The sequence below is a fragment of the Streptomyces bottropensis ATCC 25435 genome (assembly GCF_000383595.1).
Lineage (GTDB): Bacteria > Actinomycetota > Actinomycetes > Streptomycetales > Streptomycetaceae > Streptomyces > Streptomyces bottropensis.
This window is the reverse complement of sequence record NZ_KB911581.1, coordinates 8843191-8859651: the sequence shown is the minus strand read 5'-3', so window position 1 is coordinate 8859651 and position 16461 is coordinate 8843191. Positions and strand designations below refer to the sequence as shown.

13 protein-coding genes and 1 tRNA gene are annotated in these 16461 nt (G+C 72.0%); 6 read left to right on the top strand and 8 right to left on the bottom strand.

Annotated features, from left to right (window positions below):
* Positions 1–82: 82 nt before the first annotated feature.
* Positions 83–2551, bottom strand: coding sequence for an FxsB family cyclophane-forming radical SAM/SPASM peptide maturase (locus STRBO_RS0139330; protein WP_202500217.1), 2469 nt, complete (start codon positions 2549–2551; stop codon positions 83–85).
* A 34-nt stretch (positions 2552–2585) separates the two neighbouring features.
* Positions 2586–2783, bottom strand: a complete 198-nt coding sequence (gene fxsA, locus STRBO_RS0139325) for an FxSxx-COOH cyclophane-containing RiPP peptide (protein WP_020115803.1) — start codon at positions 2781–2783, stop codon at positions 2586–2588.
* Between the two features lie 399 nt (positions 2784–3182).
* Here fxsA and STRBO_RS0139320 point away from each other — a divergent pair, with 399 nt between their 5' ends.
* Positions 3183–4139, top strand: coding sequence for an intradiol ring-cleavage dioxygenase (locus STRBO_RS0139320; RefSeq protein WP_202500216.1), 957 nt, complete (start codon positions 3183–3185; stop codon positions 4137–4139).
* A gap of 10 nt (positions 4140–4149) precedes the next feature.
* The gene (locus STRBO_RS0139315) at positions 4150–4980 is read left to right on the top strand and encodes a triphosphoribosyl-dephospho-CoA synthase (RefSeq protein ID WP_005482842.1); all 831 of its coding nucleotides are present in this window, start codon (positions 4150–4152) and stop codon (positions 4978–4980) included.
* A gap of 142 nt (positions 4981–5122) precedes the next feature.
* On the opposite strand, the gene STRBO_RS0139310 is transcribed toward STRBO_RS0139315, so the two are convergent.
* Together STRBO_RS0139310 and STRBO_RS0139305 are read right to left on the bottom strand one after the other, a co-directional pair.
* Positions 5123–6613 carry an aminopeptidase P family protein gene (locus STRBO_RS0139310; RefSeq protein WP_028797112.1) on the bottom strand — a complete coding sequence of 497 codons (1491 nt, stop codon included), beginning with the start codon at positions 6611–6613 and terminating at the stop codon, positions 5123–5125.
* 160 nt (positions 6614–6773) lie between these two features.
* Positions 6774–8297 carry a PP2C family protein-serine/threonine phosphatase gene (locus STRBO_RS0139305; RefSeq protein ID WP_078531532.1) on the bottom strand — a complete coding sequence of 508 codons (1524 nt, stop codon included), beginning with the start codon at positions 8295–8297 and terminating at the stop codon, positions 6774–6776.
* Positions 8298–8810: 513 nt separating this feature from the next.
* Between STRBO_RS0139305 and STRBO_RS0139300 the strand changes: the two genes are divergently transcribed.
* Both STRBO_RS0139300 and STRBO_RS0139295 read left to right on the top strand, forming a co-directional pair.
* Complete coding sequence (locus tag STRBO_RS0139300; RefSeq protein ID WP_020115801.1) at positions 8811–9476, top strand: bifunctional DNA primase/polymerase; 666 nt, start codon at positions 8811–8813, stop codon at positions 9474–9476.
* A gap of 142 nt (positions 9477–9618) precedes the next feature.
* On the top strand, positions 9619–10311 hold the full coding sequence (locus STRBO_RS0139295) for a hypothetical protein (RefSeq protein WP_005482832.1): 693 nt from the start codon (positions 9619–9621) through the stop codon (positions 10309–10311).
* Positions 10312–10587: 276 nt separating this feature from the next.
* Here the strand turns inward: STRBO_RS0139295 and STRBO_RS0139290 are convergent, their stop codons facing one another.
* The 3 genes from STRBO_RS0139290 to STRBO_RS0139280 all read right to left on the bottom strand — a co-directional run bounded on the left by STRBO_RS0139290 (position 10588) and on the right by STRBO_RS0139280 (position 13471).
* Positions 10588–11577: a DUF5926 family protein gene (locus STRBO_RS0139290; RefSeq protein ID WP_005482831.1), complete on the bottom strand. Its 990-nt coding sequence runs from the start codon at positions 11575–11577 to the stop codon at positions 10588–10590.
* 150 nt (positions 11578–11727) lie between these two features.
* Entirely contained in the window at positions 11728–12270 is a 543-nt protein-coding gene (locus STRBO_RS0139285) for an ATP-binding protein (protein WP_245170646.1), read from the bottom strand.
* Positions 12271–12661: 391 nt separating this feature from the next.
* Positions 12662–13471, bottom strand: a complete 810-nt coding sequence (locus STRBO_RS0139280) for a glycerophosphodiester phosphodiesterase (RefSeq protein ID WP_005482825.1) — start codon at positions 13469–13471, stop codon at positions 12662–12664.
* A gap of 265 nt (positions 13472–13736) precedes the next feature.
* Here STRBO_RS0139280 and STRBO_RS0139275 point away from each other — a divergent pair, with 265 nt between their 5' ends.
* Both STRBO_RS0139275 and STRBO_RS0139270 read left to right on the top strand, forming a co-directional pair.
* The gene (locus STRBO_RS0139275; RefSeq protein WP_020115799.1) at positions 13737–15455 is read left to right on the top strand and encodes a S1C family serine protease; all 1719 of its coding nucleotides are present in this window, start codon (positions 13737–13739) and stop codon (positions 15453–15455) included.
* Between the two features lie 108 nt (positions 15456–15563).
* A tRNA-Ser gene (locus STRBO_RS0139270) sits at positions 15564–15651 on the top strand.
* Positions 15652–15823: 172 nt separating this feature from the next.
* Here STRBO_RS0139270 and STRBO_RS43605 read toward each other — a convergent pair.
* Complete coding sequence (locus STRBO_RS43605) at positions 15824–16273, bottom strand: hypothetical protein (protein ID WP_161375686.1); 450 nt, start codon at positions 16271–16273, stop codon at positions 15824–15826.
* Between the last annotated feature and the right edge of the window lie 188 nt (positions 16274–16461).

Here is a 16461-nt window from a genome sequence, read left to right as displayed (position 1 = left end):
AACGGGCCCAATGTCCCCGCTCCGGCCGAGGAATGCGCGACCCTCGAACACGTAAGCGGAAGCAGGAGACACTCCACTCCCCCTACGGCAGAACGGTCCGCCGGTGCTCGTCCGCCACCCGCCGGGCCGCCCGCCGGGCGTCCGCGCTCACCTCGTCCGCCGGCAGCGCCCGCCGGAGCCCCGCCACGAACCGTCCCCCGGCCTGCGTCAGCGCTCCCGACCCCGCCAGGGTCTCCACCGCCTCCGCCGTCTGGTCCCGCCACCGGGAGAACCGGGTCTCGGCCCCCTGCCCGCCCCCGCTCCGCCACCGGGCCAGCCAGAAGTCGACCACCGCGAGATGGGCGTACGTCCCCTGCAGCAGCCCCTCCAGCGGGCGCGGGTCGGGGCGCCAGGGCGCGTAGAACAGCGTGTCGCACGCCGGGTCGTACAGGTCCGCCAGGTCCAGGACCGCGCCCAGCTTCACGTGCTGGAACTCGTGGACGAGGAGCAGCGCCAGCGTCTCCGGTGCGGCGGGGCGGGCGATGGCCACGGCGCCGAAGGCGTCGCGGGCCGCCGAACTGATGTCGGCGCCCTCGGGGGAGGGCAGGAGCGGGGTGATCACCCGGAGCCCCGCGGCGATCCCCGGTGCGTAGCGGGGCAGTTCGCGGCGGATCCAGGCCCAGGCCCGGGTGAGGTCGGCCCGCCACGCCTCGGCCTCCCCCTCGGTGAGCCGGGGGTGCGCCGGATGCCCGTGGCAGGCCCGCCAGGGGTCGGTGTCCTCCAGGGTCACGGACCAGCCGTCCAGCTCGAACCGTCGGCTCCCCTGCCAGGCGGGGTCCGCGGGCTCGTTGCGGGCCACCGTGTACGTCCGGTCGTCCGCGTGGACCGTGAAACCGTCGGCGCCCGCGCGCACCACGGCGCGCCCGGCGCCCGCCCCCACCGCCAGCGTGCCGAGCGAGGGCAGCCGCAGCAGTCCGTCGCGGACCGGGACGACGACCGCCGCCGGGCGCCCGGCGCGCACCGCGGCGGCGGCGGCGATCTCCGCGATCCCGCGGGTCGCCGTCGCGGCCGTCTCGCTGCCGCCCCCGGCCGGTTCCGCCGGTGCCGTCCCTCCCGCGTCTCCGGCCTTCCCCGCCGCCGGTCGCGTCGGCGGACGGACCCCGAGGGAGCTGAGCGCCCAGGGCCGTACATAGGGGTGGGCCAGGACCGTGTCCACGGCCTCGGGGGCCGCGCTGTCGAGGGCGGTCAGCGTCTGCCACGCCTCCTGCGCGTCCTCGGCGTCCCCGCCCGCCGGGGTGCGCGTCGTCGTGTGCCGCACATGGCCCAGCAGCTCGCGGACCAGGGCGAGTTGGTGGCGGCCCAGCAGGTCCACGGTCGTGTCCGAGCCGCATCCCGTGGCCAGCTCGTCCAAGTGCGCCTCGGCGAGCGCGGGTTGTACGCACTGGTCGGTCATGTGACGGTCCCGGAGATCGGTGATGAGGGACAGCAGGTCGGAGCAGTACACGGAGGGGTTGGCGAACCCGCTGCCGCCGGACCGGTAGCGATGGGCGTACAGGCCCCCGCCGCAGGAGCGCACCACCGGACAGGAACGGCACTGCGCGGCCAGCCCGTCGAGACCCTGCTGCCGGGCCACGATCCCGGGATGCGCGGCGACCTCGTCCAGGGAGTGGGCGAACACGTCCAGGCCGGTGGCGGGGGCCCCGGCGTGGGCGGTCTTCAGGGAGTCGGCCTGTTCGAAGGTCCCGTCGGTCTCGATCACGGCGAGGTCGGCCGGGTCCAGCCCCAGCGACTCGGTCAGGCTGCTCTCGCCACGCAGGGTCCGCAGGACCGAGTCGAACACCCGGACCTCCATGGGCCGTCCGGTCTCGGTCCAGCGGTCGTGGACGGCCAGCAGCCAGCGCGCGTACGCGGTGCCGTCGACATCGTCCTCGGGGCGCGCCGGGGGCTCGTCCCAGGTGGCGTGCGGGAGGAGGAAGTCGACGCGGGGCGGGGCGAGGCCGGCGAGCGCGTCGTGGACGGCGACCGGGTCGTTGCGCAGGTCGATGGTGCACAGCAGACCCGCGAAGAGGTGGCGGTAGCGGGGCCGGCCGAGCAGGGCGACGGCCCCGAGGACCCGGTCGTGGCTGCTGCGCCCGTCGGCGTAGCGCCGGTGCAGGTCGTTCGCGGCGCGGTCGCCGTCCAGCGAGACGCCGACCTTGATGCCGAACTCGTCGAACAGGTCCAGGAACCGCTCGTCGAGCGTGACGGCGTTGGTGTGGATCCGCAGATCCAGTTCGCACACGCCGTCGAGGGCGGCGCGCAGTTCCACGGCGGCCGCGCGCAGCCGGGCGCGGCCCGCGAGAAGGGGCTCGCCGCCGTGCAGCACCACGTGCACGGCGGCGAGCCCATGGGTCTTCGCGTGCTCGGCGACGCGTTCCGCCGTGGCGCGCAGGACGAGGTCCGACATCACCCGGGGCCGGCCGCGCCAGCTCTGGTCGGCGTGCTCGTACACATAGCAGTGGTCGCACGCGAGATCGCAGCGACTGTGCATCTTCAGCACGAACTGGCGTAGGGGCAGGAGCGGTCGGCCCATGACGGTCACGGGGATCGGCCGGATACGGGCGGTGTCAGACGGAGGACTGGAAGGCCGCGACCGCGACCCGTCCCGGACCGGACCGTTCGACGCCGTTCGACACGGCACGGGTCAGAGCGGGCGACAGCGCGCCTCCGCTCCGTGCCGCCAACTGCACCAAGGACACCCGCTCCGGACCGACGGCGGCCGTGGACCCTGACTCTGCGGCCGTGGGGTCGAGGGATGCGTTCATGGGGACCTCATCAATCTGTGCGTGGAAACCGACGGAGTTGCGGTCTTGCGGCTCGATGAAGCGGTTGCCGACAGAAATTTCTCACTCAAGGGTCGGCCGCAGAAGAAGTTAGCGGCCGACCGGGCCGACGGCGCCGAATATTCGGTCAGCTGCTGGTCGCGACCAGAACATAGCCGACACCGGGGAGTGCTTCGAACGGCAACACAAGCCTCGTCCGTATACGGGACGGCAAACGTGAGAACCGTCTCATCCACCGGCTTCCGGCTTCCGGCTCCCGGCGTCGTGGTGGGGCGGAGGACAGACCCCGTTCCGGCGCCGGAGGCGGACCGCCGCGCACTCCCAGCCACCGCACAGCCGGACCTCAGCCCCCTGACGGAGTGCGCCCCTAACGTCACGGCCATGACGGGAAACCACACGGCGGGACACCACACGGCGGGACACCGCACGAGCAGAACGATCACGAGGCGCCGTGCTCTCGCGGTGACCGGAGGGACGATCGCCGCCGGCGGGCTGGTGGCCACCGGGTACCAGTCGGCGTTCGCGGACGGGAACACCAGTAGCGCCGAGGCGACCGTCACGGCTTTCGGGACGAGCGCCGGCAGCGCGTGCATGACGCTGATGTCGAGCGTCACCGAGGGGCCCTACCATCTGGACGGCGCCCTCGTCCGCAAGGACATCACCGAAGGCAAGAGCGGTGTTCCCTTGACGCTGCGCCTCACCGTGGTGGACGCCACCGACGGCTGCACCCCGGTCCCCGGCGCGGCCGTGGAGATCTGGCACTGCGACGCCTGGGGCTACTACTCCGGCTACACCACCGCGAATCCCGGCGGCTGGGCACCCGCCGAGAGCGAGGACGGTTCGACCGCCGACGACGCCACGTACCTTCGCGGATATCAGATCGCCAACGCGAACGGGGTCGTCGAGTTCAGGACCGTCTTCCCCGGTTGGTACACCCCGCGCACCTGTCACATCCATGTGAAGGTGCACACCGGCGGCGGGAAGGAGGACGGCACCTACGAGGGCGGCAAGGTCAACTTCACCGGCCAGTTCTTCTTCGACGACGAGATCGCCCAGGCGGTCTTCACGCTGGAGCCGTACTCCCGGCACAGCGGCAGCTACACCACCCTCGACGACGACATGGTCTACGACGGCGGAGGCGCCTCCACGGGCCTGCTCACCCTCAAGGCCGTCAAGAAGGCGAACCCGGCCCGCGGTTACCGGGGCTCCCTCATCCTCGGCATCGACCCCGACGCCGAGAACACCGGCGGTGGCGGAGAGGGCGGTACGCCCCCGTCGGGCGAGCCCCCGGCCGACGCCCCGACCGACGGCGCCACCGGCTCCGCGTCGGCCTCGTAGGGGTGCGCCCATGAGCAGTCGCGAGGACGAGACGCTGGCGCGGGCCGCGGTGGCCGCGCTCACCCGGCAGCTGGAACTGACCCCCAAGCCCGGCCTGCCCGACCCGCGCGACCTCGGCGCCCGCGCGACCCGGCAGGACCACCGTGCCCTGCGCTGGTCGGCGAAGGCACTGCTGCCCGGCTTCGCGGCGATGGCGGCCTGCGCCCGGCGCAACGGTGCCCCGACCCCCGGACTCCGGGCCGAACTCGGTGCGATCGGGCGCTGCACCGAGCACTCGACGCAACGCGCCGGCGGCGGGCATCGCGGCGCCACCTGGGTGCTGGGTCTGCTGGTCGCCGCGGCCGCCATGGAGCCCGGCGCCCGGGGGCGCGAACTGGCCGCCATCGCCAAGAAGATCGCCGCCCACCCCGACCGCCGGGCACCCAGGCGCCCCTCACGGGGGTCGTCGGTCTCCGCCAAGTACGGGGCCGCCGGCGCCCGGGGCGAGGCCCGGGCTGGCTTTCCCCATGTACGGCGGGCGTTGGACGTCCTGGCCGGGGCGCGCGTCGCGGGGACGCGGGAGGGGGAGGCCCGGCTCGACGCGCTTCTCACGGTGATGTCCACGCTGCAGGACACCGAGTTGCTGTACACCGCCGGGCCGCAGGGGCTGCGGCATGTGCAGGCCGGGGCCCGGGCGGTGATCGAGGCGGGGGGTGTGGCGACCGATGCGGGGCGGCGGGGTCTGGTCGCGTTCGACGCGGATCTTCAGGAGCGGGGGTGGAGTCCGCGGGGGAGTGGGTCGTTGCTGGCCGGGGCGTTGTTCGTGGACGCCCTGCCCGGCCTCTCGCCGGTGCCCGCGTGAGGGGTTCGCCCCCGCCGCCCCTACCGCGCCCCACCAGGGGCGCAGTTCCCCGCGCCGCTGAAGAGCACAGGGCACGAAACCGCGGGCGCGCGGGGAACTGTGCGACCAGCCCCCGCGCGCCCGCGGCCGGACGGCGGTCCCCTCAGTCGCGCGAGCCCTTCAGCGAGGCCATCCACCGCTCGACCTCGGCGGAACCGCGCGGCAGCCCCGCGGACAGGTTGCGGTTGCCGTCCTCCGTCACCAGGATGTCGTCCTCGATGCGGACGCCGATGCCCCGGTACTCCTCGGGGACGGTGAGGTCGTCCGCCTGGAAGTACAGGCCGGGCTCGACCGTCAGCACCATCCCCGGCTCCAACGTCCCGTCGACGTAGGACTCGACGCGCGCGGCGGCGCAGTCGTGGACGTCCATGCCGAGCATGTGACCCGTGCCGTGCAGGGTCCAGCGGCGCTGGAGGCCCAGCTCCAGGACCCGCTCGACGGGCCCCTCGACGAGCCCCCACTCGACCAGCCGTTCGGCGAGAACGTGCTGCGCGGCGTCATGGAAGTCGCGGTACTTGCCGCCGGGCCGCACGGCGGCGATACCGGCCTCCTGCGCGTCGAAGACGGCGTCGTAGATCTTCCTCTGGATCGCGCTGAAGGTGCCGTTGACCGGCAGGGTGCGCGTGACGTCGGCCGTGTAGTACGTGTGCGTCTCGACGCCGGCGTCCAGCAGGAGCAGGTCGCCGGAGCGGACCGGACCGTCGTTGCGGACCCAGTGCAGCGTCGTGGCGTGCGGACCGGAGGCGCAGATGGAGCCGTAGCCGACATCGTTGCCCTCGACCCGGGCGCGCAGGAAGAAGGTTCCCTCGATGTAGCGCTCCGAGGTCGCCTCGGCCCTGTCCAGCACGCGTACGACGTCCTCGAAGCCGCGCACCGTCGAGTCGACGGCCTTCTGCAGCTCGCCGATCTCGAACGCGTCCTTGACCAGCCGTGCCTCGGAGAGGAAGACCCGCAGCTCGTCGTCACGCTCGGCGGTGACCTTGTCGTGCAGCGCCGCCTCGATACCGGCGTCGTACCCGCGTACGACCCGCACCGGCCCGGTGGCCTCGCGCAGCTTGTCGGCGAGTTCGCGGACGTCGGCGGCGGGGATGCCGTACAGCTCCGCCGACTCGCTCAGCGAGTGCCGTCGGCCGACCCACAGCTCGCCCTGGCCGGAGAGCCAGAACTCGCCGTTCTCCCGGTCGGAGCGGGGCAGGAGGTAGATCGTCGCCTCGTGCCCCTCGGCGCCCGTCGGCTCCAGGACCAGGACGCCGTCCGTGCTGTCATCGGGCCGGCCACCAGTGAGGTACGCGTACTCGACCGACGCCCGGAAGGGGTACTCGGTGTCGTTCGAGCGGGTCTTGAGGTTGCCCGAGGGGATCACCAGGCGGTCGCCGGGGAAGCGCGCGGAGAGCGCGGCGCGGCGGGCGGCGGTCTCCGCGGCCTGGGCGATCGGCTTCAGGCCGTGCAGCTCGGTGTCGGCCCAGCCCGACTTCATGTTCTCGGCCAGCTCGTCGGACACGCCCGGGTACAGGCCGTTCTTGCGCTGCTTGATGGGCTCCTCGGCTTCGGTCGCCTCGGTCTCCGGGGTCACCGGTTCGAGCTCGTCCGCCACGGTCATCCTCCTAGGTACGGCACTGGACCGCGTCCATCGTACGGTCGTGCCGCCGGGGAGCCCGGGGCGGCCGGAACGCCTCTCACGTGGGGTCACCGATCCCTCACGGCAAGCAGCCGCGAGGGATCGCCGTCCCGCACCCGGGGAAGGCGCGGCAGGCCTACTCGAACCGCGCCGCCAGCAGCACCACGTCCTCCGTGCCGTCGGCCGCGTCGAGCCTCTCCGGCAGAACGGTGCGCAGGACGTGGTCGGCGATGGCGCCGGGGTCGGTGCGCAGGGCCCGGGGGACGCAGGCCGCGGCCGCGTGGAGGCGGGCGAAGGCCCGGTCGACGGGTTCGCCGGTGCGCTGGAGGAGGCCGTCGGTATAGAGCAGGACGGTTTCTCCTGAATGGGCGGTCAGCTCCACGCTCGGCGCCTCCCAGCAGGCGAGCATGCCGAGCGGCGCCGACAGGGAGGTCTCGACGAACTCGGTGCGCCGTTCGCCGATCACCAGCGGCGGACTGTGCCCCGCCCCGGCCAGGGTGATCTTGCGCAGGGCGGGTTCCACGTAGGCGAAGAGCGCGGTGGCGGAGCGGGCGGGTTCCGTCAGGCGCAGCAACAGCTCCAGATCGGAGAGGACGGCGACGGGGTCCTCTCCCTCCATCACCGCGTACGCCCGCAGGGAGGCACGCAGCCGTCCCATCGCGGCGATCGCGCTGGGCCCCGACCCCGTGACCGAGCCGACCGCGAGCCCGAGCGCGGCGTCCGGCAGCGGCAGCGCGTCGTACCAGTCGCCGCCGCCGCGCGGTCCGGTGCGGTGCCGGGCGGCGAGCTGCACGCCGGCGACCCGGGGCAGCCGGGAGGGCAGCAGTTCCTCGGCGATGGTCGCCATGCACGCGCGGGTGCGCTCGACCTCGACGAGCCGGGCCAGATGCTCGGCGGCGAAGCGCGTGTACAGCCCGACGAGGTGGCGCTGCCGCTCGACCGGCTCCGCGGGCTCGTCGTAGAGCCAGACGGCGGCGCCGAGCCGGCCGGCGCTCTCGGTGGACAGGGGGAGCGCGTAGCTCGCCGCGTATCCGAGCCGGGCGGCGACCTCGCGGTGGCGGGGGTCGAGTCCGTCCTCGGCGAACAGGTCGGGCTGGGCGATCTCGCCGTCCCCGCCCGGCAGTCCGTCGAGGATGCGGCCGTACGGCAGGGAACTGCGCGGCACGGTCTCGATGTGCCCGAGGTCGGCGCGGCCGAGCCCGAGGCCGACGGTGGTGTCCGGACCGATTCCGCCGGCCGGTTCCAGGACGAGGAGACCGCGGCGGGCGCCCACCAGGGCGGCGCCGGCGCGCAGGGCCTCGTCCAGCGCGCTGTCGAGCGAGTCCGTGCGGGTCAGGCGTTCGGTGAGTTCGTGCAGCGTCGTGAGGTCCGAGACCCAGCCCGCGAGTCTGTCCTGCAGAACAGCCCCGGGAGCGGTGCCCGGTCCTGTGGCGGGAGGGGCCGATGGGGAACCGGGGGCGACGGGCGCGGGCGCGACAGTGTGTGCGGGGGAGGGAACCGTTGAATCGATTCCAGCCACTTTCGGAGGGTGAGGGGCGTTCATGGTGTCCGGCTTTCCGACCGGTGCGTATTGCTCAAAAGCATCGCAAACCCCCATGTCATTCTGCACCGCTAGCAGTCTCTCCACATGTACACGCACTCGTGAGGGGATGTCCAGCATTGTCCTGCTGGGATATCTGGTGTCCGTGAGGCGTTGTTGGACGCCCGTCAACCTCTTGTCCAGACCTTCGGGAAAAGGAAAGTTGGCCTAAAAGTGTTGTGGTGAACGGTGTATTGAGGTCGACTGGCCTTGTTCAACAGAGCGTCACAGCGGTCGTGATGGGTACGTACTCGGTGAAGGCCAGGGGTGGCGGAGGTCGCCCGGAACCTGGCGGCTGACCCGGGCGTCCTATCCACCGACGACCGAGCCCCATCCTCCCGTGGCGGAGGCGGCGAGCACATGCGAGACGGCAAAACGCCAGGCGCCGCCACCCCTACGCCATGCCCATGCTTTTGACAGACGCAAGTCGACGCAAGCGATGGACGCGGACGTAAACGAGCCCGGCCCGCAGGGGTTCCCCTTGTCCGCGACAGGGGTGTGATGCGCCAGCAGGTACGCACAGTGCAGTGAACGACACATGTTGTGATGTGACCCACGGTGTTGCCATGCGTGCAACGGAAAGGACGAGCGCTCATGCGCGAGATCCCCGGAAAGCGACGCAGGCTCCTGTCCAGGCGCAACGGCGGGAGGCCCGAGCTACTTGAGCAGGCCCTGACGTTCGCGACGGAATGGCAGTGGCCCGTACTCCCGGGGGTGGCGCCGGACCCGCAGGGCCGTGCCCGCTGCGGCTGCCCGGACCCGGAGTGCGTGGTGCCCGGCGCTCACCCCTTCGACCCCGGCCTGCTGGCCGCCACCACCGACGAGCGCATGGTGCGCTGGTGGTGGGGCAACCGGCCGACGGCACCGATCGTGCTGGCCACCGGCGGCGCCGCCCCCTGCGCGGTGAGCCTGCCGGCCCTGGCCGCCTCCCGCGCCCTCGCCGCGCTCGACCGCACCGGCATGCGCCTCGGCCCCGTGGTCGCGGCCCCGCACCGCTGGGCGATCCTCGTCGCGCCGTACTCCATGGAGCAGTTGGGCGAACTGCTCTACGCCAAGGACTTCGTGCCCGGCTCGCTCCGCTTCCACAGCGAGGGCGGCTATCTGGCACTGCCCCCCTCCGAGACCGGCCACGGAGTGATCCGCTGGGAGCGGGCCCCGCTGCCCGGTTCGGCCGCGCCCTGGGTGCCCGACGTCGAGGCGGTCGTGGACGCGGTCGTCGACGCCCTCACTCGTACGGGTGTGAGCGCGCCCGAGTTCTGAGCGCGCCCGGCGCGCGCGGGGCCGGGCGCCCCCGGTCGGTCGTTATCTTCCGCACATGCAGCGTCTTCCCGGGGGCCGCGGGGCCCCTCCGCGCGGTCGTCACAGCGCTCCCCCGCCCCGGAGCCGTAGAGCACCCGAGCCGGTGCGCGGCGGGCCCGATCCGCACCGGCTCCGCCTGGCGGGACTGACCGCCGCGGTCGCGGTCGCGCTGGGCCTGCCCCTCGCCGCCGCCGCGGGCCCCCTCGGCGACGTACGTACGTCCGACCGCGCTCTCACGCCCGCACGGTCTCCCTCCTCGCACCCGGGCCCTGCCGTCGACGGGTCGGCAGGAGCCGCCGAGAAGTCCTCCGGACGCGTCGATCAGAAGGCGGGCGGGCCGGGTGAGCCGAACGGAACGGCGGCGAGCCGCGGCGTCGGTGATGCCGGCGACGTCGCCGACGTCGGCGGCAAGGACGACACCGCGCGCTCCTCGCGGCCGCTGCTCGGCATCGGACTCGCCACGGCCGCCCGCTGCGGCCCCGAACTCACCTCCCCCGACGGCATCGAGGCGCAGACGTGCGTCCTCACGCAGGGCGAGCAGACCTGGGCCCGCACGTACTACCGCAACGCCACCGGGCGTGAGCTGCGTTCGGTCCTCAGCATGATGGCGCCCGGCGGTCACACCGTACGGATGTACTGCGCCGTGGGCGCGCACGACGAGCCCGGGGCGTGCGAGACGCCCAGGGAGCGCACGCGGGGCGCCATGGGGGCGTACACGGCCGTGGCGGAGTTCGCGGCACCGGACGGCGACGGACCGCTGCTGCTGCGCTCAGGGAGCAACTCAGGCCGTTCATAAGGGCGTTGGGGCCGAGCGGGGTCGGTGTGGCGGTGGCGCCCAGGACCCCGGGCAGGACCCGGGAGAGACCCGGGCATGAGAAGACCCGGTTGCTGGCGACGGGGGATGCACCAGCAACCGGGCTAATGAAACCGTAACAAGAGATCGGCGCTTCGCAAATTCCGTCTTGGCTATTCGGACACGAATTTGCTTGTCACGTAGGGGAGTTGTGACAGGAGTCACCACATCCCGAGCGCACTCGGTCGGCCGCCCGTACGGCCGGGCCGACGCGCAGGGTCAACTCAGCGTGACCTGCCGGTTGGTGAGCCCGCCGCGCGCCCGGCGCTCGTCCGGGGTGAGCGGGGACTCGTCGGCCAGGGCGGTGGCGAGCCGCTCGGCGAACTCGGCCGCCGGCTTCTCCACGTCGTCCGCGCCGACCCCGGTGGGCAGGTCCCAGACCGGCACGGTGAGGCCGTGAGCACGGAAGGAACCGACCAGACGGGTGCCCTCGCCGAGGCTGGAGCGCCCCGCCGCGTGGAGCCGGGCGAGGGCGTCCAGAAGCCGCTCCTCGGCGTGCGGCATGACCCATCGCAAATGGTTCTTGTCGGGAGTCTCGCACCAGTACGCCGCGTCGACGCCCGCGAGCTTCACAGTCGGGATCGCCGCGGAGTTGGCGCGCTCCAGGGAGGCGGTCACCTCCGGGGTCGTGTTCTCCGTGTCCGGGACCCAGAACTCGAAGCCCGTGTGCACAACTGGCTCGAACTCCCCTTCGGGGTCCAGCAGGTCCTGCAGGCGCGGTCCGTCGGCCGGGGCGCGCCGGCCCTGGACCGGTGTGCCCGGGTCGGCGACGAGGGCCCGCTGGAGGGTGTCGGCGAGGTCGCGGCTGATGTCGCCGGACGACGTGTCGTTCTGCAGGCCGAGCAGCACCGAGCCGTCGTCGCGGCGCAGCGCGGGCCACGCCATGGGCAGGACGGTGGCGAGCGTCACCGAGGGAACGCCCTGCGGGAGCGCGTCCTTCAGCTTCAGCTCGACGGTGGCGGCGGGCACCAGCTCGCGCAGCGCGATCCAGTCGCCCTCGCCCGGCAGGCCCTCGAAGGGGCGCTGCACCAGCTCGGTCACCGCCTGGGCGGCGGCCCGGCCGTGGCAGGCCTTGTAGCGGCGGCCGCTGCCGCAGGGGCATTGCTCGCGCGCGCCGACAACCGGAACCTGCCCATCGGCGCCTGCGGCGCCGACTCCGCCGGTGCCCTGCGGGCGCTTGGCCTTCGTGTGGGGTCGCTTCTTGGCCATCGTGGGTGTCTCCCGATCACGGCTCGTCTCGTACTGGCGCGAGCCTAGCCGCTCGTACGACGCCCGACGGGACCCTGTGGACAACGCACCGAGTCGTCCCGGAACCGGTGGTTCGGGCCGGGATGTGCACGCCTGCCGCCGGCCGTCGGGTCAGTCCAGGTCGTCGAAGGCGTCCACGAAGTCCAGGTCGGGAACGGTGGAGACCGTGGGGGCGGCGACGCGGGTGGCGAAGTCGTCCCGGCGGTGGGCGCGGTAGATGTCGTCCTGGACGACGACCCACACCGTGACCTCGCCGTGGGCATCGTTGCGTACGCCCCAGTCGTCGGCCAGCGCCGTGACGATGTTCAGCCCGCGGCCGCCGTGTGCGGTGACCGAGGGCGTGGACGGGACCGGGCGGGTCGGACCACCGCCGTCCGTCACCTCGACCGTGAGCCGTCCGGTGGGATCCATGCGCCAGGCGCAACGCACGTCGCCGTCGCCGGCCAGTGCGTCGCCCAGTGGTCTGCCGTGTTTGCAGGCATTGCTGAGCAGTTCGGAAAGGATCAGTAGGGCGTCGTCGATGACCGAATCCGCCACACCACCGTCGCGCAACTGATCGCGCATCCGGTGCCTCGCTTTCCCCACGCCCGCAGGGCCATGGGGTACGGCCATGCTCGACGACGTGGGCACCTCCTGTGCCACCACCAACGCCACCCCCGAGACCTCCTTCACCCCACGCCACGGTGTGAATGCCCCATTGGACTGGACTGGAAACCGGCCGGAACACGTGCTCTGGCGCACTCGCGACGTTCGAACACGTACCGAACGCGCCGGTGCACTCCCCGTAGCCGAGTGGCTGAATTTCGTCCCTGATATGCCGACTTGTCCCTGGTCATCGGTCCGGCCGCCTTGGCGGAATTCTTACCTCCGTCAAGCGCCGTGCGAGGGTGGCGACGACGGTCGGCGAGGTGGTCGCAGGTGTGAACAGCGGCGTGTTCGGAGCGGTCGTGAGCGCGGTGTTGGAAGCTGTCGGAATCGGTGTGTTCGAACTTGTGGGAGGCCGTGCGCTCGGTGGGGCGGCGGAGGGTGGGTCCGGGGGGCGCGGTCAGCGGCTCAGCTGGTGAAGCACCGCGCGGGGGCGGTTGGTGATGATGGCGTCGACGCCCAGCTCGACGCAGAGGTCGACGTCCTGGGGCTCGTTCACGGTCCACACGTGCACCTGGTGACCGGCGTTCTTCAGGCGCTCGATGTAGGCGGGGTGGTTGCGCACGATCCGGATCGAGGGGCCCGCGATCCGGACGCCGTCCGGCAGCCGTCCGTCGCGCAGGCGGGGGGAGACGAACTGCATCAGATAGACGGTCGGCAGCGTGGGGGACGCGGTGCGCACGCGCTGCAGCGAGCGTGCCGAGAAGCTCATGATCCGTACCGGCGACTCGGTGGCCGTCTCCGGGGCGTCCAGCCCGAACCGCTTCAGCAGGACCAGCAGCCGCTCCTCGACCTGGCCCGCCCAGCGCGTGGGGTGCTTGGTCTCGATGGCCAGCTCCACCCGGCGCCCCGCGTCGGCCACGAGTTCGAGCAGGCGTTCGAGAGTGAGGACGGAGGTGTCGGCCCGGTCCTCGGGGGTGACCTCCCAGTCGGGGGCCTCGTCGCCGTTCTTCCAGGAACCGAAGTCCAGGGCCGCGAGGTCGGCGAGCTCCAGCGCGGAGACCGCGCCCCGGCCGTTCGACGTACGGTTGACGCGCCGGTCGTGGACACAGACGAGGTGGCCGTCCGCCGTCAGCCGCACATCGCATTCGAGGGCGTCCGCACCGTCCTCGATCGCCTTCTTGTACGCGGCAAGGGTGTGTTCGGGGGCCGCCTCGGAGGCCCCCCGGTGGGCGACGACCTGAATCGGGAGCTGTCGTACGTGGGTCACGGCGTCATGGTGCCACCGTGACGGGGTACGCGTGGGGGTGGTGACCGTGGACGACCGGGTTCGTACGCACAGTATGCTCCATTAGTCCAATTGATCCTACATAAAGGATGGTCCCGGACCCACAGGCACCGCTTATGGTGCCCTGACGGCTCGTGGGAAAAGCTGACCCCATACAACTTGCGCACGGTCCGACGTGTGACCAAGAACAGTCGACCGCCGACGTCGACCACCGACCAGCCGAAGCCGTGGATCGAGGAGAAAAGCTGTGAGCACCGAGAACGAGGGCACCCCGGTACCCCCGGCCCCGTCCGCACCTCCCGTGCCGGTGGAAACTCCCGCTGCCTCCGCGCCGGCCCCTGCGCACGAGCCGAGCGCGGCCCCGGCGGAGCCCCCCGCTCCGGCGCCGGCCGCCGACAACGCGCCGACGACCCAGCTCCCGCCGGTCCCGCCGACGGCCCCGGAGCCGGGAGCCACCGCGGTGCAGCCGGGGATGCCGCAGCATCCGACGGCGGAGCAGCCGGTGGCCCACCAGTCGACGGCGCAGTACCCGACCGCGCAGCAGTCGGCGGCTCATCAGCCGCAGCCCGAACTGGTGTCCGCCGGGGCGCCCGGCTACGCGGCGGCCCCGGGCCCGGGGTACGGCGGAGGTTACGGACAGGCTCCCGGCGGGGCCGGGTCCTCCGCGCCCGACGCCGCCTGGCCCCCTCCGGCGCCGCCGGCCGTCCCGTCGTACGCGGACCACGGCGGTGGCGCGTACGCGGACACGGGCGCGGCCTCCGGAGCCGGTGGCGCCGGTGGTCCCGGTGACGGCGGCTGGGGCTCCTCGTGGCAGCAGACGCAGCAGCCCGCCCCCAAGCCGGCGGGTACGAAGCGGGGCGGCCTGATCGCCGCGGTCCTCGTGGCCGCGCTGGTCGCGGGCGGTGTCGGCGGTGGCATCGGCTACACGCTGGCCGACCGCAACGACAACTCCACCGGTTCCACGACCGTCTCGGCCTCCCAGAACGGCGGAGACGTCAAACGCGCCGCCGGTACGGTCGCCGCCGTGGCCTCCTCCGCACTGCCGAGCACGGTGACCATCGAGGCGTCCAACAGCGACGGCGACGGCGGCACGGGCACCGGCTTCGTCTTCGACAAGGAAGGCCACATCGTCACCAACAACCACGTGGTGGCGGAGGCCGTCGACGGCGGCAAGGTGTCGGCCACCTTCCCGGACGGCAAGAAGTACGCCGCGGAGGTCGTCGGCCACGCGCAGGGCTACGACGTGGCGGTCATCAAGCTGAAGAACGCCCCCTCGAACCTCCAGCCGCTGACGCTCGGAGACTCGGACAAGGTCGCGGTGGGCGACTCGACGATCGCGATCGGCGCGCCCTTCGGCCTCTCCAACACGGTCACGACGGGCATCATCAGCGCCAAGAACCGCCCCGTGGCCTCCAGCGACGGCTCCTCCGGCAGCAAGGCCTCCTACATGAGCGCCCTGCAGACCGACGCGTCGATCAACCCGGGCAACTCCGGCGGCCCCCTCCTCGACGCCCGCGGCAACGTCATCGGCATCAACTCGGCCATCCAGTCCGCCAGCAACGGCAGCTTCGGCTCCGGCCAGGCGGGCTCCATCGGCCTTGGCTTCGCCATCCCGATCAACCAGGCCAAGAACGTGGCCCAGCAGCTGATCAGGACGGGCAAGCCGGTGTATCCGGTGATCGGCGCCTCGGTCTCCCTGGAGGAGGGCACGGGCGGAGCGAAGATCACGAACTCCGGTGAGGGCGGCTTGGACCCCATCACCGCGAACGGCCCCGCCGCCAAGGCCGGCCTCAAGCCCGGTGACGTCATCACCAAGCTCGACGACCACGTCATCGACAGCGGCCCCACCCTCATCGGCGAGATCTGGACCCACCTCCCCGGCGACAAGGTCACCCTCACGTACACCCGCGACGGCAAGACCCGCACGGCGGAGGTCACTTTGGGTGAACGCGAGGGCGACAGCTGACCCACCCCGGCCGACGGCCGACCCACCCGCCACCCCCGATCCGGCCCACCCCCGCCCCCGCTGACCGGCTACTCTTGTCCCCGCGCGACCACCACCGTGATCGCGCGGGGTGGGTTGCCCGAGCGGCCTAAGGGAACGGTCTTGAAAACCGTCGTGGCGCGAGTCACCGTGGGTTCAAATCCCACACCCACCGCCAGGTGAAACGGCCCCTGACCAGGAGATTGGTCAGGGGTCGTTGCCGTGCTCGGTGCCCGTTCGGCGCCGTGGTTCCCCGTGGTTTCCCGCTGGATCGGGCACGGTTGGGGCACGGCTTCTGCTGGGCCGTAGCTCTGCAAGGAGTCGAGCAACGGTAGTCCCGCGACCGAGAGTCAGTTCCCAGAGGCTCCGCAGCTGCGTGTATCGGCGCGCCGGACGACTGTCGTGGGCTGGCCCACAACGGAAGCGCCGGCTGGGGGATCGTTGAAGACTCGATGTTTCACCGGGATGTGCTCGATCGCCTCCGTCAGATCCTCATCGATCTGCCAAAGAACCAGCTCGTAGCGCTGCCCTGCTTCTGTTTCGGCGGAACCGACCTGGACCTTGCTGACCGACCATTCCTCTTCTCCTTGCCGGGTTTGCACTTGCCGAACCGGGTAGTAGCCGACATTGGCCAGGCCATGGACTACCAGCCACAGTGATCCCTTCTGAGGTGCCTCGCCCCGACCTCTGATCACTGGCACACACAATCCGACGGACTCGGCTTCGCCAGGCGTCACGATGGAGTAATGAGGAGTCGTCGCCTTCGCAGTTTGACCGGACATTTGGTAGTAGGTGCTCACGCCCGCAAAGATCAGCGCAAGTGTTCCACTGCCGATCGTCCAGGCACTCATTCCCACCCACGACGGTAGCCAAGAAGGCCGATGAACCATGTCTTACCCCCTGCTGATGGCTCGTGTGCAGATCGTAGCCAGGCGGGAAGCCGGTTGATGCTGTTTCAGATACTTGGTACCAGTACCTTCGAAGCGGA